Below are 25,751 nucleotides of genomic sequence, written 5' to 3'. Positions count from 1 at the left end.
AGGCGTCTTTTTTATGCATCAATGCGGTTGCTCTACCCGTTGTCCGCGCTCCAGCGCCACCGGACTGGTTTTTTGTTCGCCATCGACCAAGGTGTCTTGAAACCGTATTGGCAAGCCCATTGAGCTAAAAAGACTGATCCCATCCTGCAAATGGAAGTGCAGGTGTGGTTCGGTGGAGTGACCTGTATGACCACAGCGACCAATCTGTTGCCCTTGTTGCACTTTTTCCCCAAGTTTGCACGTTATGGAGCCTTTGATTAAATGCGCATAAACACCAAACTCGCCATCTGCGTGCTGAATGACCAGATAATTGCCGGCAAAGTGTCGACACAGAAAGTCGCAGACAGCAAAGCCAACCAAAGGTGCTGGGTTTATACCGTCTTGAATATCCACCACAACGCCATCTGCAGCAGCCAGTATGGGTGCATCATAACAAAAGTAGTCTGCTAGTCGGGTCCCTTGATTGCGGTGGCGACGAAATGAGACGTCAGCCACTACAAAGTCATAGGCATAGCGCTGCGCCAATACATCCCAGGAGTGGGAGGTGCCTGGTGTCAGGCCACCATTGAAAATAAGCCATTCGCCGGCAAATGGAAGGCGGTAAACAGCTTTATTTTGGTAGCTATCCAGCTCGTCGTAATGTCCACGCATACGGCGATGCACTTTGGCCTGGCCAGCCAATTGCTTCAACTGCTGTGTGAGTTGCCATGGGTTTAGGATCGACAGCAAGGAGCTGGGTAGGAAAGTAAACAGCACTGAATAGCGGCCCAAATAGCGAATTGGCCCAGAAACAGGCCAAGCGCTGGCGGGGTGAACAGGCGTTTTTTCCGTTTTATGTTCGGTAGCAAGACGGCCCAACACTGAGCTCAGGCCAGCGGCAAAAGCCAGATAAAGAACAATGACAAGCCAAAACGGCAGTGACCATTGCCAAAGCGCTTGCACACCGAACTGCAGTAGCAAGACCATAGCAAGGCCACCCAGCATCGGCCAATACCATGCGGTAAGCTCCTGGCGCCAGCCTGTGCTTGTTGGGTTCGGTGTTTCAGTCATCTGCTTTTCCTTTGTGGTGACTTTAGGCGCTTGATGCAACAGCGGGAGCGCACTGATGGTTCGTAATTTAGTCAGCCAGGCTGGCACGGACAAGCAAAAACCAGACGTTGCACGAAAAGCATCAAGTAATGGTACCCTAATGGTCAATTTATGAGTCTGAATGGTTAGCGCCATGCACAAAACCCACTTCAACCCCTTGGTAATTCAACGAGCTTTGCAGCAGATAAAAGCAGGGTTGCGCCAGCAAAAAATCAGTTATGCTGAGCTGGCAAGCCGGCTAAATGTTTCACTGAATACGGTAAAACGGCTGCTGAATGGTCAGGATATCTCGCTGCAACGCCTGCTGCAGTTGGTCGATATCTGCCAGCTGGACTGGACGTCTTTGCTGCAGACTGCTGTGGAAGAGCACGCTGAGCATCACTTTTTTTCCGAGGAGCAAGATCAGGCGTTTGCCGCAGAGCCTGCATTGCTGGATTTTTTTGTGGGGCTGTTTTATCAACAACGCCCGCTCAATGTCTTGGCTGACGCCATGGGATTGGATGACATTGCTTGCTATCAGCGACTTCGCAAATTGGAAATGCTGGGGCTGTTGGAGCTGGAGCCGGGTAATCGCTTTCGCTTCAAGGTGAAGCCTCCTCTTGGTTTCGCGCCAGGCAGCCGGGTGTTGCAGCAGCAATTAAGCTGCTATTTTCAGCGTGCGGAAGCGGCTGTACTCAATCAGGCTGTATCCGAGGAGACGCTGGTGATGGTCAAACCCTTGCGTTTGCCACCTCAGGCATTCCGCCAACTGAGCTCAGAGCTGAAGCGGGTGATCGATAAGTATGCCGAAGCTTCTGAACTGATGTACGGTCCTGCGGATGGGTTGCCCGAGTACCAGCTGACTCTGGTGGCACAACCCCTGATGCCGTCGGATCATGTGCTGTCAGCATGCAACCCGACCAGCCTTGGCTAAGAGGGTATTGTCAGGATGCTGTGGCTCAGGGAAAAAACAGTTATGATGCGGTTGGTCTACCCATAAGGTGATTGTATGAGAGTTTTTTGGAAGTCGTTGCTGGTCACTGTCGGTATCGGCGTGCTTTTGGCCGGAGCCGGCTATTGGTGGGGATATCCGGCCTGGCAGGCTTGGCTAACCGAGCAGGAAGCGGCCCGGATAGAGGCAAAAAAAACAGCGCCCGTTGCTACGCAGGCGCTGCCCGAGCGGCTCAATCATCAGCGTATGCTGGCCGATCTAAGCTGGATGGCGCATCCTGATCGGGAGGGGCGTGAGTCCGGCCAGCCCGGAGCTTTAGCGACCCGGCACTGGTTGCTGGAGCACTACCAGCAGATTGGCTTGCTGCCAGCCGGTTTAGAGGGCTATCTGCACGAGTACGAAGTGCAGGAACACATTCAATTCAGCGGGCTCTTTCGGCAGCGTCAGCGGCAGATTGAAGCCATCAGCAATGCTGCCAATGTGTTGGGCAGCCTGCCGGGCAAACAACCTGACTTGCCAGCCATTGCCATTACAGCGCATTACGACCATCTTGGGGTGCGTGACGGCCAGATTTTTCATGGTGCCGACGACAATGCTTCGGGTGTAGCTGCCATGTTGGAGCTGGCGCGCTACTTTGCGCAGTATCCGACGGAGCATCCGCTGCTCTTTATCGCCCTTGATAGCGAAGAAAAAGGCCTGCAAGGGGCGGTTGCCCTGTTTCGCGATCAGGCGGTAAAGCCTTCGCAGCTGGCCTTTAACGTCAATCTGGATATGTTAAGCCGGGATAGCGAGCGTCAGCTGTTTGCGGTGGGCACTTACCAACATCCCTGGCTGCACCCTATTCTGGATCAGGTGCAGCAACAGAGCTCGGTACGGCTGATGCGGGCGCACGACAGGCCTTGGTGGCGGGCAGGACGCACCGAGAACTGGGTGAACAGCTCGGATCATGGAGTTTTCCACCGCCATGGTGTGCCTTTTATCTATTTTGGCGTGGCCGACCATCCGGATTACCACACGCCACGGGATACCAGTGACCGGGTCGATGCCGCCTTTTATCAGGCGGTTACTGAAACCGTGCTGGATTTTATTGTAAAACTTGATCAGCAGCTGACCGCGCTTTAATGCGTGACTGCTTCAGGCACAGGTGACAAGTCAGCGGCTATGAGTATACTGAGCAGATTGAAACAACTGAGCATGCAGTATGAGTGAATCGGTAACCCCAGCCAAACCAGCCCGCAAAAAAGGCGGCTTTTTTAGCAACCTGGTGTTTAATATCATTATTCCGGTGGTGATTTTAAGTAAGTTCAGTGGCGATGCGCACTTAGGGCCGATGTGGGCTTTGGTAGTGGCACTGGCATTTCCGGTGGTCTATGGCTGCTGGGACTTTGTTCAAAGCGACAAAGTGAATTTCTTCTCGGTGCTTGGGGTGATCAGTGTGCTGCTGACCGGTGGCATTGGCTTGTTGCAGCTTGATCCGGCCTACATAGCCATCAAAGAAGCAGCCGTACCGGCGGTGCTGGGCATTGCGGTGATCCTGACCCACAATACTCGCTATTCGTTGGTGCGCAAGCTGCTATTGAACGACGATCTGATCCGCACCGACAAGCTGGCTGCTGCCCTAGCCGCCAAACAGGCAACCCAGCAGTTTGAGCAGAAAGTCCAAATCAGCACTTACCTGCTGGCCAGCTCCTTTGCACTGTCGGCCGTGCTTAACTATGTGCTGGCTAAGTGGATCGTGGTTAGTCCGGCCGGCACAGAAGCCTTCAATGCTGAGATTGGCCGCATGACCGCGCTCAGCTTTCCGGTGATTGCCATCCCCTGTACCATCATTATGATGGGCGCTGTGCTCTATCTGTTTAGCCAGATTGGCAAATTGACCGGCGAAGAGCTGGATCAGTTTTTGGTGGGGGCGCCGGAAAGTTAATTGTTCAGACTGCTGTGACTTCTTTTAGCCGCCAGGAAAACAGCACCCCCAGGCCACTCATGGCGGCGAATAACACCAGCACAGCAAACAGCGACCAGCTGGCCACCACAGCGCTGACCAAACCGGTCAGCAACAACAAGGCCCCAATCACGGTATTGCTGACCGAGACGTAATCGGTGCGTTTGTTGCCGCCGGCCATATCCAGCAAATAGGTTTTACGCCCCACCCGCACTCCGGCATGGGCAATGCTCAGCAGCATAAACAGCAGCGGGTAAAACCAGATGCTGGCCACCAGCGCGCCATCGAGCTGACTGGCGATGGCGGCGATAAAACAGAACAGCGAGGCCAGTGCCGCCGCCAGCAAAAGCACCCGACGGCTGGACCAATCGGCCAGCCAGCCCCAGATGCTGGAACTGAGCAAACTGGCCAGGCTGCTCGCCAGCAAAAAAGCCCCCAATAAAGCGCCCGAGCTGCTGTGCTGCTGCGCCAGCACAATCAAAAAAGGCGTGGCCAGCGCCGAGCTGAGCAGCAGTGCCCGGGTAATGACAAAATGGCGAAACAGCACATCGTCGCGCAGCAGCGCTAAGTTGGCAAAGGCTTGCTGCATGGCATTGCCTCCACCGCTGGTTTCACCGGGCTCTTCATCAATCTGACTGAATAGGGTGGCTGCGCCAAACCACAGCATGGCTGCCCCGAGCAGCAACAGCACATAGATCAGCACGCCGGCTTCTTTGGCGCTGCTCAGCAGCCAGATGGATACGCCGGTAGTCAGCAAGCCTGATACGGTGCTGGCCAGGCCGGTTAACCGGCCGCGCCGCTGCTTGGGGATGGTTTTGCCCTGCACATCTTTCATCGCCACCGAGTTCAGGCCCCGGCCCAGGCTAAAAACCACTAGCAAGCCGAGTATCGCCAGGCCAGCGCTTAACCCCTGCAGCCAGAGCACCGCCAGCACCATGCCAAACAGGCTAAGTGCCTGGATGATGGCGCCAAGTACTAAGAAGGGTTTGCGCAGCGCGTGCTGGCGCACCCAGGCGCCAATCAGCAGCTGCGGCAGCAAAGATCCCGACTCACGAATAGGCACCAGCCAGGCAATCAAGGCTGCCGGTGCGCCCACTGCGGTCATCAGCCAGGTCAGCACGGTTTTCGGGCTGGTCAGTAAATCGCCCAAACTGGTCAGGGTTTGGCTGATTAAGATTAAGAAAAAATTGCGCGGCACTTCGGTACAGGCTTGCTCCGAGATATCCTTGCAGGCACGGGCATCTTCTTCGTTGGCAATCAGGCTGTACAGCTTGTCTACTTTTTCCTGGGATGGGGTCACGCTACCTCCAGTTGGTGATTCTGACGAAAAAAGTCGCCTTTAGACTTCAATAGCCTTAGTCTAGCAGGCTAGTGTATTGAATTTTAGTCATTTTTATTCTGGCTCTGATATTGCTGTACTTGTTGTGTCTTTTCTGTGCCAAGGAGTTCGTATGCATCTACCCGCCTGGTCCCAACTCTGGCTGCTTAGCCAGATCGAATGGCAACGACTTTTCTTAACCCGCAGAGGTTGGTTAACCCTGGCCGCATCTTGTCTGCTGTGGTTTGTGTTGCTGCGTTACCTGGTGATGCCACTCAGTCAATGGATGCTGGATCCGGCCATTCTGGAAGGGGCTGAAATGGTTGCGGGCTGGGTCGATGTGCGACAGCTATTGCTCTGGCCTCGACCGGAGCTGAGTCTGTATTGGCTGTTGGCTTTGGTGTTAAGTCCCATGGCGGCCGTGCTCTTTAGTGCCGGACAGATTTGCCGTGACCGCAGCCGGGGTACCTTGCGCTTGTACTGCCTGCGTATCAGTCGCAGTAGCCTGCTGCTGGGGCGTTTCCTTGGCCAGTTGCTGGTGCAGGGGACTTTGCTGGCACTTACTCTGGTAGCCAGCCTGGCGCTGGCTTTTTGGCAGGGGGCGGTTTTGAGCCTTGAGCTGTTAAGTGCGGCCTTGTTTTGCTGGGTTTTCGTGATGCTGTGCTTGCTGCCTTTTACTGCCTTGATGAGCCTGATGTCGGTGTGGCTGAACTCCAGTCGGGCTGCCGTTAGTCTGGCCATCGTCGTACTGAGTGTCTTGCCAGTGGTGTTAGGAGTGCTGGCCTATTACTGGCCCGGTGTGCTGCCGCTGTTTGGCTGGTTGCCTGGTGCTCAGATCCCTGCACTGATGAACAGCCTGCCCTGGCAATCCTGGGCACCCTTGGCCCTGCCGGTTGGGCAAGCGCTGATGCTGTTGGCACTTTCACTGTATAGCTTTGAACGGAGGGGCATATGACAGTACTGGTCGATTGTCAGGGGCTGACTAAGCGCTTTGGTCACAAGGCCGTATTGCAGCAGTTGGATCTGCAGATCCACGCCGGCGCTGCGGTTGCGCTGGTTGGCGCCAATGGAGCCGGCAAGACCACCTTGCTGAGTTTGCTTTGTGGCTACATTCAACCCGATCATGGCAGAGTGGAAGTGCTGGGGCATCAGGCTGGCAGCCCTGCGCTGAATGGCCGTTTAGGTGCTCTGCCACAGGATGCGCAGTTTGATCCGGACTTTGGCCTGGCCATGCAGTTGCATTGGTTGGCGCGCTTGCAAGGAATGTCAGTGGCAAAATCCCGGCAGGAAACTGAGCGGGTGTTGGCGCTGGTGGATTTAACGGCAGAAGCGGGCTCCAAGGTAGCCCAGCTAAGCCACGGCATGCGCAAGCGGCTGGCAATTGCCCAGTCCCTGCTGGGTGAGCCTGAGTTGGTGTTGCTGGATGAGCCAACTGCCGGGCTGGATCCGCTGCATGCCAAAGCCTTGCGCGATTGCATTCAGCGGTTAAGTGCCCACTGCACCTTTGTGATCAGTTCGCACAACCTGTTTGAGCTGGAGCAGCTCTGCGGCACTGTGCTGATGCTGGAACAAGGCCGGATCCGGCAGCAAGTCGCTCAAGTCAGTGAGACCGCTGTCCTGCGTCTGCAGTTGTGTCAGGAAAATTATCAATCACTGCTGCCTTTGCTGGAGCAATTGCCTGGCTTTGTCAGTTGGCAGTGCACCAGTCCTCTGCAGCTGGAGCTGCAGTACGATGCAGTCACAGCGTCTGACTTTGACGTTCAATTGTTGCAAGTGCTGCATCAACAGGGCATTGGCTATCGGCAGTTAAGCCGGGGACAATCGCTGGAGCAACAACTATTTCAATCAGGTGGCTAAGCCAACAAGCTGAAAAGTGTCGGTTTTTTTGCCATAGATTGGGTTGCTCTAACCCGGCCAATAGTTAGAACGATAGCGTATAAAAAATAAACGCTGATAAAACAGTAGGTAATGTTGGCGTGTAAATTTTGGGCACATCTTTTGCTATTGCTGAGGAGTCAATGATCACACAACTCCAAAAAACGGATCCGTTGTTTGGCTTACTGGATGCTTTAGGGATGAAATTTATGAAAACATCGTTGTTTGCAGGGGCTGTTGCCATGATGGCAGGTTTGGCTTTCTCTGCGCAGGCCGCTTTGATTGGTACTATCACCCATGATTATGGACAAAGTTATGCTGCGCCAAGTCTTGGTAGTGGCACTTGCGATGCCTTGAACCTGAACTCCATTACGGTAACCAATGGTGAAGGCTGCCAGCGCTTTTACGATATTTTTGATTTTAGCCATCTAAATTTTGCTTCTATAGATAAGTTTGAATTGACTCTGTCGTATGATCTCGCTGCGGACATCGTGTGTCTAGTGCGTTTTTGTCTTGATAGGAATAATTGGAATGCCCGCCCGGCGTTTGACGCAATCGAAGGGAGTGGAAGTAGAAACTTTGGGGTTATTAATCCACGCTTACGTTCTGGTGAACAAACAGTAACTATCATGTTCGACAGTTCATTGGACGTTTTTACACAAATCGTGGACTCAGAAAGTTTTTATTTATGGTTCTCTCGTAGTACTGGCCGCACCTCATTTGATTTATATTCAGCTTCTTTGAGTGTTTTTGGCACACCGGCAAGCGATACCACACCGGTACCAGCGCCAGCCACTTTGGCATTGCTTGGTCTGGGCTTGCTAGGCTTGCGTCTGCGTCGTCGCTAAACCAAGCGTCACTCCGATTGCTTTAAAAAGGCCTGCTGCAACAGGCCTTTTTGCTGCTTACTTGACCTGCTGCCCGCCTTTCACCACCACCGGAATGGCTTCCAGCAGGCGGATATTTTGCAAGGGATTGCCTGCAACGGCGACCAGATCAGCATAGGCACCCGGCTCTAACAGGCCTACATTGAGCTGGCCCTGCTCATTGCGCCAGTCCAGTAGGGTAGCGGCATGCAGGGTGGCGCTTTGAATGGCCTGCAGCGGCGTCATGCCCCAATCCACCATGTAGGCAAACTGCCGGGCATTCTGGCCGTGGGTATATACACCGGCATCGGTGCCATAAGCCATATTGACACCGGCGGCGACAGCGCGGCGGAAGTTCTCGCGCTGCAGCTGACCGACCTGACGCTCTTTTTCCAGTGACTCTGGTAAGATGCCGGCGGCTTCGCCTTCACCTAAGATAAAATCACTGACATAAATGTCCATCACCAGATAAGTGCCCCGTTCGGCCACCATCGCCAGCACCTCGTCGTTTAAGAAGCTGGCGTGTTCAATCGAATCGACGCCGGCCTCAATGGCGCGTTTCATGCCATGCAAACCATGGGCATGCGCAGCGACTTTGGCACCCCGATCATGGGCCTCAGCCACCAACGCCTGCATCTCCGCCAGGCTGAACTGACTGGCATTGACATCGGTGTTGCGCGATAAGACACCGCCGGTGGCAGTGAATTTGATCAGGTTGGCGCCGTATTTCATGTTTTGCCGTACCCGGGTGCGGACTTCATCCGGGCTGTTGGCGACACCAAAGCTGCGGGCGGCGTAAGTATGCGGCAGAAAGTTGTTGTCGCAATGACCACCGGTGATGCAAATGGAATGGCCGGCCACCCGCATTCTGGGCCCGACAATCTCGCCCTCATCAATGGCATTGCGCAAATCCACATCGGCAAAGCCAGAGGCACCGACATTGCGCACCGTGGTAAAGCCGGCTTGCAAGGTCACTTCGGCCGCTGTGACACCAAAAATGGCCTGACGCGCAGGGGTGGCATTTAAACGGCGCAAACCATGCTGCTGTGGATTGGAGGTCAAATGGACATGCATATCAAGCAGGCCGGGCAGCACGGTGTAATTGGATAAATCCAGCGTCGGCAATGCGCGTTGTTCGGACGTCAGCTGTCGAGCTGGCAGCACCTGCTCGATACGCTGCTCTTGCACCAAAATGGCTTGATTGGCTCTGAGCTCGCCGCTGCGAACATCAAGCAATTGGCCCGCCAAAATCAACTGATCCGCGGCGATGGCCAGACTGCTGCCAAGCAGCAAGGCGCATGCACTGACACAGGTGGCGATAGAGGGAAGAGCATTCATACGGTGATCTCCTGATAAGGCTTGTCCTGACTGGCCGCGACATGCAGCCATGCGACCCGTTTTACTGTTGATCGGAACTTGGCGGTACCGAAGGTGGTTGGTTGCTCTGGTTATTTTGTGCCATCAGCTGGGCTACCTGTTGTTCCAAAGCGTCTAATTTTTCACGGGTCCGCGCCAGCACTTGACGCTGCACATCAAACTCTTCCCGGCTAATGACATCCAAATCGGCCAGTTTTTGTTGCAAAACCACTTTGATTTTACTTTCGACATCATCAGCAGCCTGGCGAACCCGGGCTGGGATCACAGCACCAATTTGCTTGGCTAAGTCTTCAATTTTTTTTGGATCGATCATAACAGTCCGGCTCCGGTTGCGGTGGCTTTTGCATTTCCTTCAGTATAACAAAGCTTGCGCTGCTCTTTTAGCGGATTTTCCGGTAAACTGTCCGGTCGCAACCGAAAGACAACGCAGGCGTTACTCCAGGCCATGAGACTCAATCCCCAGCAAAATGAAGCCGTGCACTACATCTCCGGACCTTGTCTGGTACTGGCTGGTGCCGGCAGTGGTAAAACCCGGGTGATTATTAATAAAATTGCGTACCTGATAGAGCAATGCCAGTTGCCGGCCCGTCATATTGCTGCTGTGACCTTTACCAACAAAGCGGCGCGCGAGATGAAAGAGCGCATTGGCTTGCAGTTGCCAAAACCGGCTTGTCGCGGCCTGACCATTTCAACTTTTCACACCTTGGGACTCAGCATCCTGAAAAAAGAGTATCGGGCCCTGGGGTACAAAGCCAGCTTCAGTTTGTTTGACGATCAGGATTCGCTGGCCTTGCTAAAAGAGCTGACCCAGAGCGACTACCTGGGTGACAAAGACTTGCTGAAGCAACTGCAGCAGAAAATTTCCAACTGGAAGAATGATCTGATGCTGCCTGAGTTGGCACTAAAGCGGGCCATGGAGCCGGAAGAACAGCTGCAGGCGCAGTTTTACCTAAGGTACAATCAGTTGTTGAAAGCCTGCAATGCCTTTGATTTCGACGATTTGATTTTATTGCCCACCTTGTTGCTGCAACACCAGGACGAGGTGCGGCAGCGCTGGCAGCAGAAAATTCGCTATTTGCTGGTTGATGAGTATCAGGATACCAACACCAGTCAGTATCAGCTGGTGAAGCTGTTGGTTGGCGAGCGCCAGCGTTTTACCGTGGTGGGCGATGACGACCAGTCGATCTACTCCTGGCGCGGTGCCAAGCCGCAGAATCTGGCGTTGCTGCAACAGGACTTTCCAAATCTGAGACTGATTAAGCTGGAACAAAACTACCGCTCATCCGAACGCATTCTAAAAGCAGCCAATATTCTGATTGCCAACAATCCCCATGTGTTTGACAAGCAGCTGTTTAGTGAGATTGGTTATGGCATGCCGCTGAAAGTCCTGCCCTGCAAACACGAAGAAGATGAAGCCGAAAAAGTGGTGGCTGAAATTATCTCGCACCGTTTTAGCAACCGCACTCAGTACAAAGATTACGCTTTGCTGTACCGCAGCAACCACCAGGCCCGGATCTTTGAAAAGGCGCTGATGAATAACCGTATTCCGTATCGGATTTCGGGGGGCACCTCCTTTTTTTCCCGGGCAGAGATTAAGGATGTGATGGCGTATTTGCGTCTTTTGGTCAATCCGGATGACGACAATGCCCTGTTGCGTATTATCAATGTCCCCCGGCGGGAAATTGGCGCGGCCACGCTGGAAAAAGTGGGGACGCTCGCCCACGAACACCAGGTGAGCTTGTTTGCCAGTTGTTTTTTACAGGAGCTGATGCAGCGCTTGCCGGCCCGAAGCTATCAGGCGGTTCAGGGATTTGCCAACTGGATGCTGGCACTTGGCGAGCAGGTGAAGCGCTCGGAGCCGACTGAAGCCATTCGCGATCTAATCCGGCAAAGCCACTACGAAGCCTGGCTGTTCGAAAACAGCAACAGCCCCAAAGCAGCCGAAATGGCGATGAAGAACGTCAACGAGTTGTTCCGCTGGATTGTCGACATGCTGGAGGGTAAAGATGATGAGGAACCGATGACCTTGCCTGAGGTGGTCAGTCGTTTAACGCTGCGCGATATGATGGAGCGGCAGGAGCAGGATGAACAATCCGATCAGGTACAGTTGCTGACGTTGCATGCCTCCAAAGGCCTTGAGTTTCCCTATGTCTTTATGGTCGGGATGGAGGAAGGCATTTTGCCGCATCAGGGCAGTATCGATGAAGACAACATTGAAGAAGAGCGGCGTCTGGCTTATGTGGGGATAACCAGGGCACAGCGAGAGTTGTATTTTACCTACGCCAAGGAGCGTCGCCAGTATGGCGAGGTGATGCGGCCAGAGCCCAGTCGGTTTTTGTACGAGCTACCGCAGGATGATTTGGAGTGGCAAGCCAGCGTGAAGCCCAAGACCGCCGAGCAGCGTCAGCAGACGGGCAAAGCCAACATTGATCGCCTGCGACAATTGCTGAAAAAGTCTTAACTTGCCTGAGCAGTGGCTGTGGGTGCCTGAGCCTGGTCCTCAGGTTGTGGCTTTGGGTCGCTTGACACCAGCATTTCCGGACTGAACAACACAAAACGATTGCTGCCAAGGGATTTTGCCTGGTACATGGCAGCATCGGCGTCACGCAGCATTTCGTCCGGGCTCTGGTAGTCGGCATGGTACAGAGCAATGCCAATGCTGGCACCGGACCGCACCTGATGATGGTCGAGTGTGACCGGTTGGCGGACTGCTTCGATGATGCGATCGGCCACATCTTCGACATCCAGCTGCTGATGAATATCAGTCAGCATCACCACAAATTCGTCGCCACCGAGTCGGGCGACCACATCGTGCTCCCGAATCGCCTGTTGTAAGCGCTTGCTGGTTTCGACGAGATAGTGATCGCCAATGGCATGGCCAAGATTGTCGTTAATGGCTTTAAAGCGATCCAAATCAATAAATAACAAGGCCAACTTGCCATCGCTTTGACGTTTGCGCTGTCGAAACTGTTGTTGCAGCAACTGCAAAAAGCGGGGGCGGTTTGCCAGGCCAGTTAGGGCGTCGTGGTTGGCTTCATGGAACAGCCGCTCTTCGATTTTCTTGCGCTCTTCGACTTGCAACCTTAAGAACAAATTGGTTTGACGCAGTTCCCGGGTGCGTTCAAATACCTTGCGCTCCAGCTCTTCTTGTTGCTTGCGTTGTTGCTCGGTTGCAAGTTTACGCTGAATCGCCACTGCAATGTGCCGGGAGACGAAGCGCAGAACTCTGAGCTCTTGCTCACTGTAATCGTACTGGTAATCGTAAGCTTGGAGCGCTATCACACCGATGACTTCATCCTCCAAAATCAAAGGTGCCCCTAACCAACTGGTGGAGTGCCGGGTGGTGCGTAAAGAGGTGACCATACCGCGGGTGATTTCACCGTCCTTTGTCAGCTGGATGGCTGCTGCACTATCAATCAGGGCGGCTTCACCATGGCGAATAATGTACTCGGTAAAGCCTTTACCCAGCGGCCTTTTCGGTGCTGCTGGCGTGTATTGATCACGGTAAAATGGAAAGCTCAGGCTGTTGTCACTGCTATCCAGCAAGGCGATGTAGCAGTTTTCAGCGTACATCAGCTCCGATAGAACCTGGTGAATATCGCGGTAAAAACTAGGCATGTTGCGGCTGCAGGCCGAAAGCTCTGAAATACGGTACAAAGCAGACTGCAATTTCTCCGCTGCGGTGCGCTCTTTAATTTCTTTTTGCAGCTCCAGATTGGTTTGCTGCAATTGGCGAGTGCGCTCACGCACAGTCTGTTCGAGCAGTTCACGACTGCGAACCCGATCAATGGCGGTGACGGTATGGTGCCCAAGATGACAAAAAACATCCAGATCATCTGCGGTATAGTGTTTATCTGGATCGTAGCTCTGGATGGCCATCACCCCGATAACTTGTTGCCCCCGTTGCAACGGGATGCCCATCCAATGGGTAGGCATGCTGCCCTGAGGCTGGATGTCCCCTTGGGCAATTAATTGCTCAAACAGAGTCTGGTTGCACAACAGAGGCTTGGCAGTACGAAAAACGTACCCGGTCAGGCCGCTGCTGAAGGCTTCGGAGGGGACCTGTAGAATGACTTGCTGGTCTTTTTCGTCGGAAAAGTACTCCAGCGAAAATTGATCTTGCTGTTGATTGTGCAGCACCACGTAGAAGTTTTTTGCGTGCAACAACTCGGCCACCATCTGGTGAATGGCGGGATAAAACTCTTCCATATCCGCAACAGTGCTTGCCAGCTCTGATAACCGAAGCAAGGCACCCTGAATGGTAAATGCCTGGCGGTATCGATCGGCCAGTTGCCGCAGCCGATGCTGATTGCTTTTTGTCCGTTGCAGCGCACGCCCTTGGTTCGTTAAGTCCTTCAACTTGTTCTCTTATAATGGTTGTGGATTTGCAGCACAAAGCGATTTTATTATGCACAAAGTTTGCACAGAGGGGAATCGTTGACGGAATAAAACTATCGCGTGTTTATATTAATTTGATATAAGAATAACCAAGTATCGCATGTTTGGTTATTTGAAGGGGCCAGCTCGCTGTGAGCGAGCTGGCTAGGGGCAAGCCAAAGTTAAATGTCTTTGATCATAAAGCGAATGGCTTCTGCGATTTCTTCTTCAGAGCAGTTCATGCAGGTGCCCATGGCTGGCATGTTGCCAAAACCATCAATGGACTTCTGCAGCATGACGTCAAAACCTTGATCCATCCGTGCTTGCCAGGCTGCGGCATCACCCGGTTTAGGGGCATCAAGTGCGCCAGTGCCGTGACAGGCAAAGCAAGCGGTTTGATAAACCTGCTCACCACTGCGAGGGCCCGTATCAGCCACCGCCTGAGCTGGCGCGTCACCATCCAGGTAGACCTGCCCGACCGGCGCAATGCGTTTACGCAGCTCGTCATCGGCAGCATAACTTGTGGCCAGGCCAGTGAACAGCAAAGCACATGCAGCCGTTGCTACAAGATGAATTTTTCTCATTGTAATGGGTCCTGTGTCAAATTTGTACAAATCTTGCGCCATTATAGCGAGCCTGCAGAGAATGGGGAAGACCCGATCGGCAGGGCTCTGCTGTGTTTAAGCCAAGCGCAGTACTGCAGCGACCAGCTTCTCGATGCCTGCATTGGCCTCAGCGACCGATTGCGCCAACATATAGGCTGGGGTTGAGACTACCTTGGCTTGATGATCTATCACGATGTCCTGCACCTGGCAGTGCACATGCTGGGCTCCCATCTGCTCGATGGCAGTAGCGGTCGTGGCATCGGTGCCAATGGTCAGACTCACCGGGGCAGGATAGATCCGTGGGATTAAAGCTGGTGCAATGCAGATAAAACCAACCGGCTTGCCTGCGCTGGCAAAAGCGGCAAGTTTTTGCTGAAGCTCTGGTAGCACCGTGGCTTCGGCACCTTTAAAGGCAAAATCCGACAAATTTTTTGCTGCGCCAAAGCCGCCGGGCAAGATCACTGCATCAAAGTCGGCTACCTGCAATTCGGTTAAGGGAGCAATGGCTCCCCGGGCAATACGGGCAGCTTCTGTTAGGACGTTACGCTGTTCAGGCATTTCGTCCCCAGTTCTGTGATTGATCACATGGTGCTGCAGACAATCCGGTGCAAAGCACTGGTAGCTGGCCTGTTGCAGCTCCAAATGCAATAAGGTGAGCACGGATTCATGGATCTCTGCACCGTCATACACACCACAGCCACTTAAGATAACAGCAACTTTTTTCATCATCGACTCCTTCTCAAACCGTTGTCTGGATTAGCTTATAGCAAAGCATTCTTAAAGCGGTTTTTTTAAGCTAAAAACATTTAAAAAAATGACTGGCCTCATGCTGGTTCTGTGATAGTCTACACAACCGCTGACATTACGTCCGCTGGTTTTTTTCTGAGCGAAACCCTAGGAAGCCAGAAAATTTTCCACACAATGGAATAATAAAAACAACAAAGGCCACAGCAGTTTCTTCCTTTGTATAAATTAAGTATAAACAACCACTTAGCCGATTTGGGTAAAGCTCATCTTGGTCCTTTCTGATGCGCGCCGATTATTCTTTGCACAAAGTTATCCACAGCTTGATGGTCGGTGTTGTTAGCCAACCAGCTAGGCCCTTGGTACTGCCTGTAGTATGATTCCTGGTTGAAACCCACTTTGCAAACCAACAGGATGATTATGGCTGCTGATCCGACCTCGCCCCTTGTTCTTGTCGATGGCTCTTCCTATTTATTCAGGGCATACCATGCACCACCACATTTAACCAATTCCCGTGGTGAGGCGACTGGCGCGATTTATGGGGTTGTCAATATGCTGAAAAGCTTGTTGAAGCGCTATCGTCCTGAGCAGATGGCAGTGGTGTTTGATGCCAAAGGGCCGACCTTTCGCAACGACTTGTATGCTGAGTACAAAGCGCATCGCCCGCCTATGCCAGAAGACTTACGCAGCCAAATCGAGCCATTGCACCGAATTATTGAAGCCATGGGCCTGCCACTGCTTTGCGTCCCGGGTGTAGAGGCGGATGATGTAATTGGTACTCTGGCAAGGGCTGCCAGTGCAGCGGGTCGCGAGACCGTGATTTCGACCGGCGATAAAGACATGGCGCAGCTGGTGGATCAGCATGTCACCCTGATCAACACCATGACCGATACGGTGCTGGATACCGCAGGGGTTGAAGCCAAGTTTGGTGTACCACCAAGGCTTATCATTGATTACCTGGCCCTGGTCGGCGACAAGTCCGACAACATTCCGGGGTTGCCCGGTGTCGGTGAAAAAACCGCGATGGCCATGCTGCAGGGCATTGGCGGAGTTGATGACTTATTTGCCAAAGCCGATCAATTGGCGACGCTCAATTTCCGCGGTGCCAAAAGCATGGCGGACAAGCTGATGGCCCACCGGCAACAGGTGGAGTTATCCTATCAGCTTGCCACCATTAAGACCGATGTTGAACTGCCCTATCAACTCGATGACCTGACCATCCAACCGGTAGCTACGGCAACACTTGAGCAGCTGTACCGGGAGTGTGAGTTCAATCGTTGGTTAAAAGAGTTGCTGGTGGCCGAGCCGGCAAAAGCCGACAGCGATGCAACCGAGTTGGAGCAAGCCAAACCGGAACAAGACGACGCTGCCAACAGTAAGCTGGATAGCAGTCGGTATCTGACGGTGTTGACCGAGGATGATTTTCAGCGGCTGCTGCAGGCCATCACGACAAGCGAGCTGACCGCGCTGGATACGGAAACCACCAGTCTGGATTACATGGAGGCCGAGCTGGTTGGTTTGTCCTTTGCGACAGCGCCGGGTCAAGCCTGGTACCTGCCAGTGGCGCACGATTATGCCGGGGCCCCCGAGCAATTGGATCGCGACTGGGTGCTGGCTCAGCTAACACCCTGGCTGGAAGATGCGGCCAAGGCCAAAGTTGGCCAAAATCTGAAATACGACCAAAGTGTGCTGGCAAGATACGGCATCGCTTTGCAGGGCATTGCCTTTGATACCATGCTGGAGTCCTATGTACTGAACAGTGTCGGCTCCCGCCACGATATGGATAATCTGGCCCTGAAGTACCTGGGCCATAATACCGTCAGTTTTACCGATATCGCTGGCAAAGGGGTGAAACAGCTTCGTTTTAATCAGATTGCGTTGGAAACCGCCAGTCATTACGCTGCCGAAGATGCCGATGTGACACTGCGGTTGCATCAAACTCTGTGGCCACAGCTGCAGCAAACGTCATCGCTGGTTCAGGTGTTGCAGACCATCGAAATGCCGCTGGTGTCTATTTTGTCGTCGATGGAACGGCACGGTGTGCTGATCGATGCCAGCTTGCTGCAGCAGCAAAGCAGTGAATTGGGCAAACGCCTGCTGGAGCTGGAACAGCAAGCGCACCAACTGGCCGGGCAAGTCTTTAATCTGGCATCGCCGAAACAATTGCAACAAATTTTGTTTGAGCAACAAGGGTTGCCGGTGCTGAAAAAAACGCCTAAAGGCACCCCATCGACCGCAGAAGAAGTGTTGCAGGAGTTGGCGCATGAATACGAGTTGCCGCGTTTGTTGATGGAACACCGCACGCTGAGTAAGCTGAAATCGACCTACACCGATAAATTACCGGGCATGATGAAAACGTCTGGCCGGGTCCATACCTCTTACCATCAAGCGGTTGCCGCTACTGGCCGCCTGAGCTCGACCGAGCCGAATCTGCAGAATATTCCAATCCGCAGTGAGGAGGGGCGTCGGATCCGACAAGCCTTTGTGGCGCCGAAGGGGAAGAAAATTCTCGCCATTGATTACTCGCAAATTGAACTGCGTATCATGGCGCATTTGTCGGGTGATCAAGCTTTGTTGGATGCTTTTGCTGCTGGCCTGGATATTCACAAAGCCACAGCAGCGGAGGTCTTTGGGGTGGCGCTGGATGAAGTCACATCCGAGCAGCGGCGACGGGCCAAGGCGGTGAATTTTGGTCTGATTTACGGCATGTCGGCCTTTGGGTTGGCGCGTCAGCTCGATATCAGCCGACAAGAAGCTCAACAGTATGTGGATCGTTATTTCGAGCGCTTCCCTGGAGTTTTAGCCTATATGGAAGGCACCCGCCAAAAAGCCCATAAACAAGGCTATGTTGAAACCATTTTTGGCCGGCGCCTCTATTTGCCCGAAATTAATGCCCGCAATATGGCCCGCAAAAAAGCGGCCGAGCGGGCGGCCATTAATGCGCCAATGCAAGGGACGGCTGCCGATATTATTAAGCGTGCAATGATTGACGTGGCTGCATTTTTGCAACAGCGCAGCGACTTGCAGGCGGTGATGATCATGCAGGTGCATGATGAACTGGTTTTTGAAGTGGCTAGTGATCAGGTAGAAAAGGCGGCAGCAGAATTGGCAGCGGTGATGGAACAAGCTGCGGAGCTGAATGTGCCTTTGCTGGCTGAAGCCGGTTTCGGCGACAATTGGCAACAAGCGCATTAGGCGCCAGGCTGCTTTTAGTAGTAATAAAATTACCTTAAAGGCAGTAAATCTGCCGAAAGTGGAAATTTTGTAGTTTTCTTACCAAATGTGCTTGATTTTTTAGCAGCAGCCGCTAGACTAGAAATTGTAGGGTACAGAGGTAAGATGTTCTATCTTTCAGCGTCAGAGCTTTGGTTCTGTAGTCGAAAGTAGGCTTACTTTTTTAATCGCCCCACTGCATTGCAGTGGGGCGTTTTTTTTGCGGCTAACAGATGGGTTATTTTTTAGAGCAAATACTTCAAACGAAGTTTTTTTTGTAGTATTATTACATTGTCTCGTTAGGAGACACCCTGTTGATTTGAACTAATAGCTTCTCCCCGTTTGCTATGCCGGCCTCCATTGTGAGGCCGTTTTTTTACTCCGAGTCAGGGTGAAACCAACGACTCAATGCTTGTTCAAGCTCAGGAAGACCTTGTTTGGATAATGAGCTAAACGCCTGCACCTGGACATCCCCCATAAAAGCCAGCACCGCCTCTGAGACTTGCAGTACCGTTTTCTTTCTGGGGCCCGGGCTCAATTTATCGGCTTTGGTCAACAGGATGCGAACAGGCAGCTGACTGGCGACCGCCCAGTGGATCAGATCCTGATCCAAATCCTTTAATGGATGACGAATATCCATCAGCACGACCAGTCCTTTTAAACTTTGGCGCTTTTGCAAGTACTCACTGAGCGAACGTTGCCATTTTTCTTTAACCGCTAAGGGTACTTTGGCAAAGCCGTAGCCGGGCAAGTCAATCAAGCGCTGTTGCTCGGTCAATTGAAACACATTGATCAATTGAGTGCGGCCTGGGGTTTTACTGGTGCGTGCCAGGCTTTTTTGCCGGGTCAGGGTGTTCAAGGCACTGGATTTACCAGCATTGGAGCGGCCAGCGAATGCGACCTCAATGCCGTCATCGGCTGGCAGAGCCCGAATATCCGGCGCACTGGTGAAAAAACGAGCCTGTTGATAATTGATAATTTGAGTGCTCACAGCGGACTCCATAGCAAGCCAATAGTAAGGCTAAGACGATTCAGATAGTGGTATTGTAACGGATCGGATGGATCGGAAGAAGTAAATGCTGCGCAGATGGGATTTTATCTTAGACAGAATCGTGTAAAATAAGCAGCGGAAATGAACAATAACCCGGTGCCACCCAGCTGGCGACCCTATGCGGACAGAGACGGAAACAACATGAAAAGACTTGTACTGCCACTTACGCTGCTATTCAGCATGATTGGGGCGGCCCACGCATTTGATGGTGATGCAGAGGCCGGAAGGGAAAAAGCAGCTACTTGTGCGGCCTGTCACGGCCCGGATGGCAACAGCCCGATGGATATTTATCCAAAGATTGCTGGCCAGCATGCCGAGTATCTGTACAAGCAATTGAAAGATTACCAGCTGGGTATGCAGACCGGTGGTGAGCGTGGCCGCAGCAATGCGGTGATGTTTGGCATGGTTGCCGGTTTGTCGGATCAGGACATGCGTGATTTGGCGGCATTTTACGCCTCGCAGAGCATGTCACCGGGCACCACGCCGGAGCATGCGTTGGAGCGGGGCCAGCAATTGTATCGCGGTGGTGATGCCGAGCGTGGTATTCCAGCTTGTATCGCCTGTCACGGCCCGCGTGGTGCGGGTACCAGCTTGTCTGGCTTTCCTCGTATCTCCTTTCAGCATGCTCCTTACCTGATAGAGACGATGAAAGAGTTCCGCAGCGGTGAACGCGCCAACGATATGAATGGCATGATGCGGGATATTGCTCGCAAAATGACCGATGAAGACATTGAAATGGTCTCACTCTATCTGGGTGGTTTGCACTAAAATCGCCAAAGAGTTCCGTAAAAAACCAGCCAACCGGCTGGTTTTTTTGTCACTTTAACGTGCGCGCTGTGAGATATATCTTACAAACTCTGTGGGATATTCGCCATATACAGGATGGTTCTTGTTAAGGCTACCTGCATGCACATGTATTCAATTTATTGATTATTCAAGCAATAGTGAATAACAGGTCAGGAATTGTGGATTTTTTTCCATCAAGGGGTTGTTATCTGCTCAGATTGGCGTAAATTAACACTTCGTTACATGAGTAACGCGTCGAAAAAACGGAACTAAGGCACGGAAAGCTTAGCAAGTGCGACGACGGATTCAACATCGCTGCGATGTTCGTGCGCTATTGAAGGACGACTTAAAAAGCATCAGGACGAGCACCAACAATAAAAGCTGCAAAGGGATATTTGATAACAACATCAGGACTATTTCGGACGCGCTGTCCAACCAAGTCATTATGACTGCAGCAGATGATAGAAGTGTCCATGACTGACACCTAGCAGAGGCGATAAGGCAACTTATCGCCTTTTCTTTATGCTGTGAGCTTGGACCGCTGCTCGCAAGCCATCCGTTGTGTTAAAATACTCCACAATCAACCGTTGTCTGCCAGGCGATGCCATGGTGACACCAAGCAGGTAGCTAAACATGACTCGACGTAAGAAAACCCGCAACAGTGGCGAAAATGGGCCGCGCTTTTTACCTGCCGCAGAAGTACGAAAACTGCGGGAGCGTAAAGAAGAAGGCAAAAAGTCCGGCGCCGGTGGTAAGGCGGGGCAACGTAATTCGCAATTGCTGCGCAAACAGGCTGAAAACTCCGGCAGCCCGCGGGACAAAGACCCCAGAGTGGGCAGTAAAAAGCCGATCCCACTGCTGCCAGAGTCTGGCCAGGGCGGTGATTCCACGCTTAAGCCGGTACAACCTAAAGCTACGCTTACCAAGGCGGTCGCCTCTGCCTTGTTGACACCGGAACAGGAGTTGGCGCAGCTGGAGCAAGACAGCCGTTTGCAGCAGTTGCTGGAACGGGTGGAAAAGGATGAGGTGCTGACCGGCAAAGATGCCAAGTATTTTAATCGCATGACCGAGCGTTACGAGCAGTTGCTGCAGCAGCTTGGGCTTGCGGATGAGGCTGAGGCCGAGGCTCAGGAAAGCGATCCGCTGGCAGAGTTTGAGCGTACCGACTGGCGTGCGCAATTGCTGCAAGAGGATGAGGATAAAGGATGAGTGGATTGTTGCTAGCTCTGGTGTTGATTGGTGTGGCGATTGTTGCTGCGCTGGCATTTTATGCCGGTAAGTTGTTGTTGATGGTTCGTGTTCAGCAGCAACAGCAGGAGCAAGCCAGGGAAAAAAAGAATCAGTATCTGATTGACAGCATTGTGCTGATCAGCAGGGCCATGCAATCGGAGCAATGCGAGCTGTCGGAAGGCGCTTTGCGGGTGTGGGTGCTGCTTGATCATCTGGAGCTGGCTGACAAACCCGATCCGGTCGCCAGTTATCCGGGGATCCATCAGATGTATGAGGTGGTCAAGGATATGCCGACGCACAAAGCTCGGCAGCAGCACGACAAAAAACACATTCGGCAGCTGGATCGGATCCGCGAAAAAGCGGAGCAGGACTTAAAAGACTTTATTCTGGCCGATGTGGAGTCCCTGCTGCAACAATACCGCTCACAGGCGACTCAATCTACAGTATCCTGAAAGTGATGGCAGCGCATCACTGCGCTGCCTCAGTCCTGACGGTAAATCACGCCATCTTTCATCACAAAACTGACTTGCCCCATCAACTCAATGTGCTCCAGTGGGTTGCCGGGTACTGCAATGATGTCGGCTTTTTTACCGGCGGTAAGGGTGCCGAGCTGATCGCTGACGCCCAACAACTGTGCACCGTGGAAGGTGGCCGATCGGATGGCCTCCATCGCGGGCATGCCGGCTTCGGTCATGTAAACAAACTCTTTCCAGTTATCACCATGCGGTCCTACTCCGGCATCGGTACCAAACGCAATTTTAACGCCGGCCTGCCAGGCCCTGCCAAAGGTATCCTGAATTAAAGGCCCGATCTCTTGTGCTTTGGGGCGGACCAGCTCCGGAAAAAAGCCGGGCATCACTGCCATCTCAGCGACAAACTTGCCTGCGCTGATGGTGGGCACGTAATAGGTGCCGTGTTGTTTCATCAGCGCCATGGTGGCATCGTCCATGTAGGTGCCGTGTTCAATGGAGTCTACTCCGGCACGAATGGCCCGCTCCATGCCTTCTTTGCCATGGGCGTGCGCCGCTACTTTAAAGCCATAGTCGCGTGCGGTGGCCACTACCGCCTTAATTTCTTCTTCGGTAAATTGGGCATTCATGCCGCTGGCTGCCACGCTCAGTACACCACCTGTGGCAGTAATTTTGATCAAATCGGAGCCTTCTTTGTAGCGTTGTCGCACGGCTTTGCGGGCGTCTTCAACACTGTTGATTACGCCTTCCACCGGGCCAGGGTCGCCCATACGACGGAAGCTGACACCATTGGTTGGGTCGGCATGGCCACCTGTGGTGGCTAAGGATTTTCCTGCTGCAAAAATGCGGGGCCCTTGCACATAGCCCCGTGCGATGGCATTGCGAAGCGCCACGCTGATTTGGTGACTGTCGCCCAGTTCACGCACAGTGGTAAAGCCAGACATCAGAGTTTTTTCGGCAAAGGTGGCTCCGCGCAGTGCATAATCCGCCTCGTTCAGCCGAAACGCATCCGAGTAGGAGGTGGCACTGATTTGGGTAGAAAAGTGGGTATGCATGTCCATCAAGCCTGGCATGACCGTGTGTTGGCGCAGATCAATCAAGGTGTCGCCCGAAGCTGGCTGGCGAAAGCCAGCTTCAATGCGTTGAATCACACCTTCATCGACCACAATGGTTTGATTGGTCAGCACTCGGTTATCTTCGGCTGTGATTAGGGTCCCGGCGTGAATGAGGGTGGCTGATTGAGCTGTGGTGCATGCCAGCATAACACTGATGGCAAGAAGCGTTCGACAAGGCATAGCGACTCCGAAAGGCAATGAGAAAGAAACTCATCATCTGGCAGCTTTTTGCTTTGGCGCAAGAGCGATGCGACTAACGGTGGCATACAGCAGCTATATGCCGCCATTTTGTAACACTATCACAATCTGGAACAGCAGGCCCTAAAACTTGCCGAGCAAAATATTCGCTTTGGCACTGTACAGCCAGAGCTGATCCGGATGCTGTTGAGGTTGTTGCAGAGCTTCGTCAACCCACTGGTAGTAGACGGATCTGCTGACACGGGCTTGCAAGCCGTGCCAAAGCTGAATGTAGGGGATGTCTTGCTGTTGATAGGTCTGCAGTTCGACCGGGTGATTTGGATCCAATAGCACTTCCTGTTCCAGATTGGTCACAACGATTAAGGCCTGGCCCGCATCCGTGGCTTGCCAGCGCCAACTGGTAATGAGAAAAGGTACATCCTCAACCTGAATCCGCACTTTCTCTACCGGCGTTTTCAGGTAGTACTGCTGCTGCTCTTTCACCAGCACCGAGGCAAAGAGTTTGACTAAGGAGAGGCGTCCAATCGGACTGCCCTGATACAACCAGAGCCCATCCGCAGTGATGCGCAAATCCAAATCGCCGCAAAAGGGCGGATCCCACTGCTCGACAGGAGCGTGCGTCTGTTTCAGTTGGTGTTGTAGCTGTTGCAAGCTAAGCATTGGCATCAGGGCTCAAAGGGTTCTGAGTTTAGCTTAGCGGAAATCGTGGGGAAGAAAAAGAAGTGGGGTGACTGATGGGGCTCGAACCCACGACAACCGGAATCACAATCCGGGGCTCTACCAACTGAGCTACAGTCACCATCCTGAGTATTGCGGGCGGTATTTTAACGAAAATTGCTCGCAGCACCAAATTTTTTTTCTGCCATAAAAAAAGCCGGGCCTTACCAGCACTTTTTTTCGGTACTGAGAACGCCTTATGCTATGATTTGAACCGGACTATCCAGCGCCAACCTTGCTGGATGTGCGCTATCCAACCAACAGCCTGGAGACTTTTATGGATGAAGTAACGAGTTTTGTGGCAGAGAATCAGGATCTGGTGTTTCACCATCTGATTAGCATTGCCGTTGCCCTGGTGATCTTTGTAATAGGTCGCTGGATTGCGAAAGGAATTACCGGTGTGCTGGAGCGGGCTTTGCTTGCCCGTGCTATTGATAAAGCCGTGGTCAGCTTTTTAGGCAGTATCGTCTATACCTTGATTATGGTGGCGGTGCTGTTGATGGCGTTGTCGCATGTCGGAGTTCAAACGACGTCATTTATCGCTATTTTGGGTGCTGCAGGTTTGGCTGTTGGTTTGGCGTTGCAGGGCTCCCTGGCCAACTTTGCCTCTGGTGTGCTTATTATTATTTTCCGCCCGTTCAAAGCCGGTCACTTTGTGGATGCCGGTGGGGTAATGGGCACAGTCGATAAAATTGAAATCTTCCAAACCATTTTGAAAACACCGGACAACAAGCGAGTGTTGATCCCGAACGCTCAGATCACCGGCAGCGCCATTACCAACTTTTCTGCCGAGCCGACTCGCCGGGTCGACCTCGTCATTGGCATCAGCTACGACTCGGATTTACGCAAAGCCAAGCAGATTCTGGCTGACATTCTGGCAGCCGATGAGCGCATTCTGCCGGAGCCTGCACCGGTGATTGCTATCGGTGAGCTGGCCGATTCCTCGGTCAATATTCTGGTGCGGCCTTGGGTCAATGCCGCTGATTATTGGGGCGTGTACTGGGATACCCTGGAAAAAGTTAAACTGACCTTTGATGAACAGGGGATCGGCATTCCATTCCCACAAATGGATGTGCACCTTCATTCCAACAAGCAGGAGAACTGATGAAGTATTCAATGACAGCCGCAGCCCTGATGCTTGCTGTGGCTGGTTTTAACAGCCATGCCGATGAACTGGGATGGAGTTCGTCGGCCGAGCTTGGCGCCATTACCACCACCGGCAATACCGAGGGCACTTCCGTCACCGGTCGCTTGAATTCACTGCAACGACTGGAGCGCTTTGATAACGAGTACCAGTTCAGTGCTTTTTTTAAAGAAGACAAAAAGCGGCTGGAGGATGGCAGCTCTGAACGGGAGCGTACCGCCGAACGCTACAGTGCCTCGGTGAAAAGTGCTTACAAGCTGGAAAAAGAACACGACACCTTGTTTGTACTGGGGCGCCATACCGACGATAAATTCGGTGCTTATCGCAAATACTCCACCCTGGCTGTTGGTTACGGTACCCGCTTGCTCAATCTGACCGACCACAGTCTGAATGTTGAGATTGGTCCGGGTTATTTCCGTGGCAAAACAGCATTGGGCGAAACAGAAAATGGCCTGTTGGCCCGTGCTGGCGCCATTTACCGCTGGCAAATCAGCGAAAATGCCAAGTTCCGTCAGGAAGTGGTGGTGGAATACGGTGATGACAACACCCGGACCACCGCTGAAACCTCGTTGACGGCACGGATCAATGGACGGATGCAGATGAAAGCGGCCTTTACCGTGCAAAACGATACCGACGTGCCGCTGGATAAAAAACGCACCGACACCCAAACCTCGCTGACTCTGGTGTATTCGTTCTGATCGCC

At 52.8% G+C, this 25,751-nt stretch carries 23 protein-coding genes and 1 tRNA gene; 13 read left to right on the top strand and 11 right to left on the bottom strand.

What is annotated here, in order from left to right:
• Nucleotides 1-18: 18 nt before the first annotated feature.
• Nucleotides 19-1,050 (bottom strand): M23 family metallopeptidase, encoded by a 1,032-nt coding sequence (locus Q3O59_RS13625; protein ID WP_305946109.1) that lies wholly within the window; start codon nucleotides 1,048-1,050, stop codon nucleotides 19-21.
• Between the two features lie 160 nt (nucleotides 1,051-1,210).
• Here Q3O59_RS13625 and Q3O59_RS13620 point away from each other — a divergent pair, with 160 nt between their 5' ends.
• The 3 genes from Q3O59_RS13620 (at nucleotide 1,211) to Q3O59_RS13610 (ending at nucleotide 3,944) form a co-directional block, all read left to right on the top strand.
• Nucleotides 1,211-2,002: a helix-turn-helix domain-containing protein gene (locus Q3O59_RS13620; protein WP_305946108.1), complete on the top strand. Its 792-nt coding sequence runs from the start codon at nucleotides 1,211-1,213 to the stop codon at nucleotides 2,000-2,002.
• 75 nt (nucleotides 2,003-2,077) lie between these two features.
• Nucleotides 2,078-3,142: a M28 family peptidase gene (locus tag Q3O59_RS13615; protein ID WP_305946107.1), complete on the top strand. Its 1,065-nt coding sequence runs from the start codon at nucleotides 2,078-2,080 to the stop codon at nucleotides 3,140-3,142.
• 79 nt (nucleotides 3,143-3,221) lie between these two features.
• Nucleotides 3,222-3,944 carry a VC0807 family protein gene (locus tag Q3O59_RS13610; RefSeq protein ID WP_305946106.1) on the top strand — a complete coding sequence of 241 codons (723 nt, stop codon included), beginning with the start codon at nucleotides 3,222-3,224 and terminating at the stop codon, nucleotides 3,942-3,944.
• Between the two features lie 4 nt (nucleotides 3,945-3,948).
• Here the strand turns inward: Q3O59_RS13610 and Q3O59_RS13605 are convergent, their stop codons facing one another.
• Nucleotides 3,949-5,262 (bottom strand): MFS transporter, encoded by a 1,314-nt coding sequence (locus tag Q3O59_RS13605; protein WP_305946105.1) that lies wholly within the window; start codon nucleotides 5,260-5,262, stop codon nucleotides 3,949-3,951.
• A gap of 151 nt (nucleotides 5,263-5,413) precedes the next feature.
• Here Q3O59_RS13605 and Q3O59_RS13600 point away from each other — a divergent pair, with 151 nt between their 5' ends.
• The 3 genes from Q3O59_RS13600 to Q3O59_RS13590 all read left to right on the top strand — a co-directional run bounded on the left by Q3O59_RS13600 (nucleotide 5,414) and on the right by Q3O59_RS13590 (nucleotide 8,003).
• On the top strand, nucleotides 5,414-6,235 hold the full coding sequence (locus Q3O59_RS13600) for an ABC transporter permease subunit (protein ID WP_305946104.1): 822 nt from the start codon (nucleotides 5,414-5,416) through the stop codon (nucleotides 6,233-6,235).
• Nucleotides 6,232-7,137 (top strand): ABC transporter ATP-binding protein, encoded by a 906-nt coding sequence (locus Q3O59_RS13595; protein WP_305946103.1) that lies wholly within the window; start codon nucleotides 6,232-6,234, stop codon nucleotides 7,135-7,137. The genes Q3O59_RS13600 and Q3O59_RS13595 overlap by 4 nt, the downstream gene beginning before the upstream one ends.
• Nucleotides 7,138-7,298: 161 nt before the next feature.
• The gene (locus Q3O59_RS13590; RefSeq protein WP_305946102.1) at nucleotides 7,299-8,003 is read left to right on the top strand and encodes a PEP-CTERM sorting domain-containing protein; all 705 of its coding nucleotides are present in this window, start codon (nucleotides 7,299-7,301) and stop codon (nucleotides 8,001-8,003) included.
• Nucleotides 8,004-8,060: 57 nt separating this feature from the next.
• On the opposite strand, the gene Q3O59_RS13585 is transcribed toward Q3O59_RS13590, so the two are convergent.
• Nucleotides 8,061-9,359 carry a Xaa-Pro dipeptidase gene (locus tag Q3O59_RS13585; protein WP_305946101.1) on the bottom strand — a complete coding sequence of 433 codons (1,299 nt, stop codon included), beginning with the start codon at nucleotides 9,357-9,359 and terminating at the stop codon, nucleotides 8,061-8,063.
• Between the two features lie 61 nt (nucleotides 9,360-9,420).
• Nucleotides 9,421-9,711 (bottom strand): ubiquinone biosynthesis accessory factor UbiK, encoded by a 291-nt coding sequence (ubiK, locus tag Q3O59_RS13580; protein ID WP_305946100.1) that lies wholly within the window; start codon nucleotides 9,709-9,711, stop codon nucleotides 9,421-9,423.
• Nucleotides 9,712-9,843: 132 nt separating this feature from the next.
• On the opposite strand from ubiK, the gene rep reads away from it, so the two are divergent.
• Nucleotides 9,844-11,859: a DNA helicase Rep gene (rep, locus tag Q3O59_RS13575; RefSeq protein WP_305946099.1), complete on the top strand. Its 2,016-nt coding sequence runs from the start codon at nucleotides 9,844-9,846 to the stop codon at nucleotides 11,857-11,859.
• Here rep and Q3O59_RS13570 read toward each other — a convergent pair.
• The 3 genes from Q3O59_RS13570 to elbB form a co-directional block, all read right to left on the bottom strand.
• Entirely contained in the window at nucleotides 11,856-13,757 is a 1,902-nt protein-coding gene (locus tag Q3O59_RS13570; protein WP_305946098.1) for a sensor domain-containing diguanylate cyclase, read from the bottom strand. The two genes, rep and Q3O59_RS13570, sit on opposite strands and share 4 nt — an antisense overlap.
• 200 nt (nucleotides 13,758-13,957) lie before the next feature.
• Nucleotides 13,958-14,359, bottom strand: a complete 402-nt coding sequence (locus Q3O59_RS13565; RefSeq protein WP_305946097.1) for a c-type cytochrome — start codon at nucleotides 14,357-14,359, stop codon at nucleotides 13,958-13,960.
• A gap of 96 nt (nucleotides 14,360-14,455) precedes the next feature.
• On the bottom strand, nucleotides 14,456-15,109 hold the full coding sequence (elbB, locus tag Q3O59_RS13560) for an isoprenoid biosynthesis glyoxalase ElbB (RefSeq protein WP_305946096.1): 654 nt from the start codon (nucleotides 15,107-15,109) through the stop codon (nucleotides 14,456-14,458).
• Nucleotides 15,110-15,544: 435 nt separating this feature from the next.
• Here elbB and polA point away from each other — a divergent pair, with 435 nt between their 5' ends.
• Complete coding sequence (gene polA, locus Q3O59_RS13555; RefSeq protein ID WP_305946095.1) at nucleotides 15,545-18,319, top strand: DNA polymerase I; 2,775 nt, start codon at nucleotides 15,545-15,547, stop codon at nucleotides 18,317-18,319.
• A 394-nt stretch (nucleotides 18,320-18,713) separates the two neighbouring features.
• Here polA and yihA read toward each other — a convergent pair whose 3' ends face one another.
• Nucleotides 18,714-19,340, bottom strand: a complete 627-nt coding sequence (gene yihA, locus Q3O59_RS13550; RefSeq protein ID WP_369812393.1) for a ribosome biogenesis GTP-binding protein YihA/YsxC — start codon at nucleotides 19,338-19,340, stop codon at nucleotides 18,714-18,716.
• A 189-nt stretch (nucleotides 19,341-19,529) separates the two neighbouring features.
• Between yihA and Q3O59_RS13545 the strand changes: the two genes are divergently transcribed.
• The 3 genes from Q3O59_RS13545 to Q3O59_RS13535 all read left to right on the top strand — a co-directional run bounded on the left by Q3O59_RS13545 (nucleotide 19,530) and on the right by Q3O59_RS13535 (nucleotide 21,856).
• Nucleotides 19,530-20,156: a c-type cytochrome gene (locus Q3O59_RS13545; RefSeq protein WP_305946094.1), complete on the top strand. Its 627-nt coding sequence runs from the start codon at nucleotides 19,530-19,532 to the stop codon at nucleotides 20,154-20,156.
• 651 nt (nucleotides 20,157-20,807) lie between these two features.
• A complete protein-coding gene (gene yihI / locus Q3O59_RS13540) occupies nucleotides 20,808-21,383 on the top strand; it encodes a Der GTPase-activating protein YihI (protein ID WP_305946093.1) in 576 nt (191 codons plus the stop codon).
• On the top strand, nucleotides 21,380-21,856 hold the full coding sequence (locus Q3O59_RS13535; RefSeq protein WP_305946092.1) for a DUF2489 domain-containing protein: 477 nt from the start codon (nucleotides 21,380-21,382) through the stop codon (nucleotides 21,854-21,856). Before yihI ends, Q3O59_RS13535 begins: the two co-directional genes overlap by 4 nt.
• Before the next feature lie 29 nt (nucleotides 21,857-21,885).
• Here Q3O59_RS13535 and Q3O59_RS13530 read toward each other — a convergent pair whose 3' ends face one another.
• The 3 genes from Q3O59_RS13530 to Q3O59_RS13520 form a co-directional block, all read right to left on the bottom strand.
• Nucleotides 21,886-23,169, bottom strand: coding sequence for a metal-dependent hydrolase family protein (locus Q3O59_RS13530; RefSeq protein ID WP_305946091.1), 1,284 nt, complete (start codon nucleotides 23,167-23,169; stop codon nucleotides 21,886-21,888).
• A 141-nt stretch (nucleotides 23,170-23,310) separates the two neighbouring features.
• Nucleotides 23,311-23,853, bottom strand: a complete 543-nt coding sequence (locus Q3O59_RS13525) for a DUF1285 domain-containing protein (RefSeq protein WP_305946090.1) — start codon at nucleotides 23,851-23,853, stop codon at nucleotides 23,311-23,313.
• Between the two features lie 57 nt (nucleotides 23,854-23,910).
• Nucleotides 23,911-23,986, bottom strand: a tRNA-His gene (locus tag Q3O59_RS13520).
• 195 nt (nucleotides 23,987-24,181) lie between these two features.
• On the opposite strand from Q3O59_RS13520, the gene Q3O59_RS13515 reads away from it, so the two are divergent.
• Together Q3O59_RS13515 and Q3O59_RS13510 are read left to right on the top strand one after the other, a co-directional pair.
• Entirely contained in the window at nucleotides 24,182-25,009 is an 828-nt protein-coding gene (locus tag Q3O59_RS13515; protein ID WP_305946089.1) for a mechanosensitive ion channel domain-containing protein, read from the top strand.
• Nucleotides 25,009-25,746 carry a DUF481 domain-containing protein gene (locus Q3O59_RS13510; protein WP_305946088.1) on the top strand — a complete coding sequence of 246 codons (738 nt, stop codon included), beginning with the start codon at nucleotides 25,009-25,011 and terminating at the stop codon, nucleotides 25,744-25,746. Before Q3O59_RS13515 ends, Q3O59_RS13510 begins: the two co-directional genes overlap by 1 nt.
• Nucleotides 25,747-25,751 lie beyond the last annotated feature (5 nt).

It is taken from the genome of Alkalimonas delamerensis (genome assembly GCF_030717955.1).
GTDB lineage: Bacteria > Pseudomonadota > Gammaproteobacteria > Enterobacterales > Alteromonadaceae > Alkalimonas > Alkalimonas delamerensis.
This window is presented reverse-complemented; position numbering and strand designations above follow the sequence as displayed.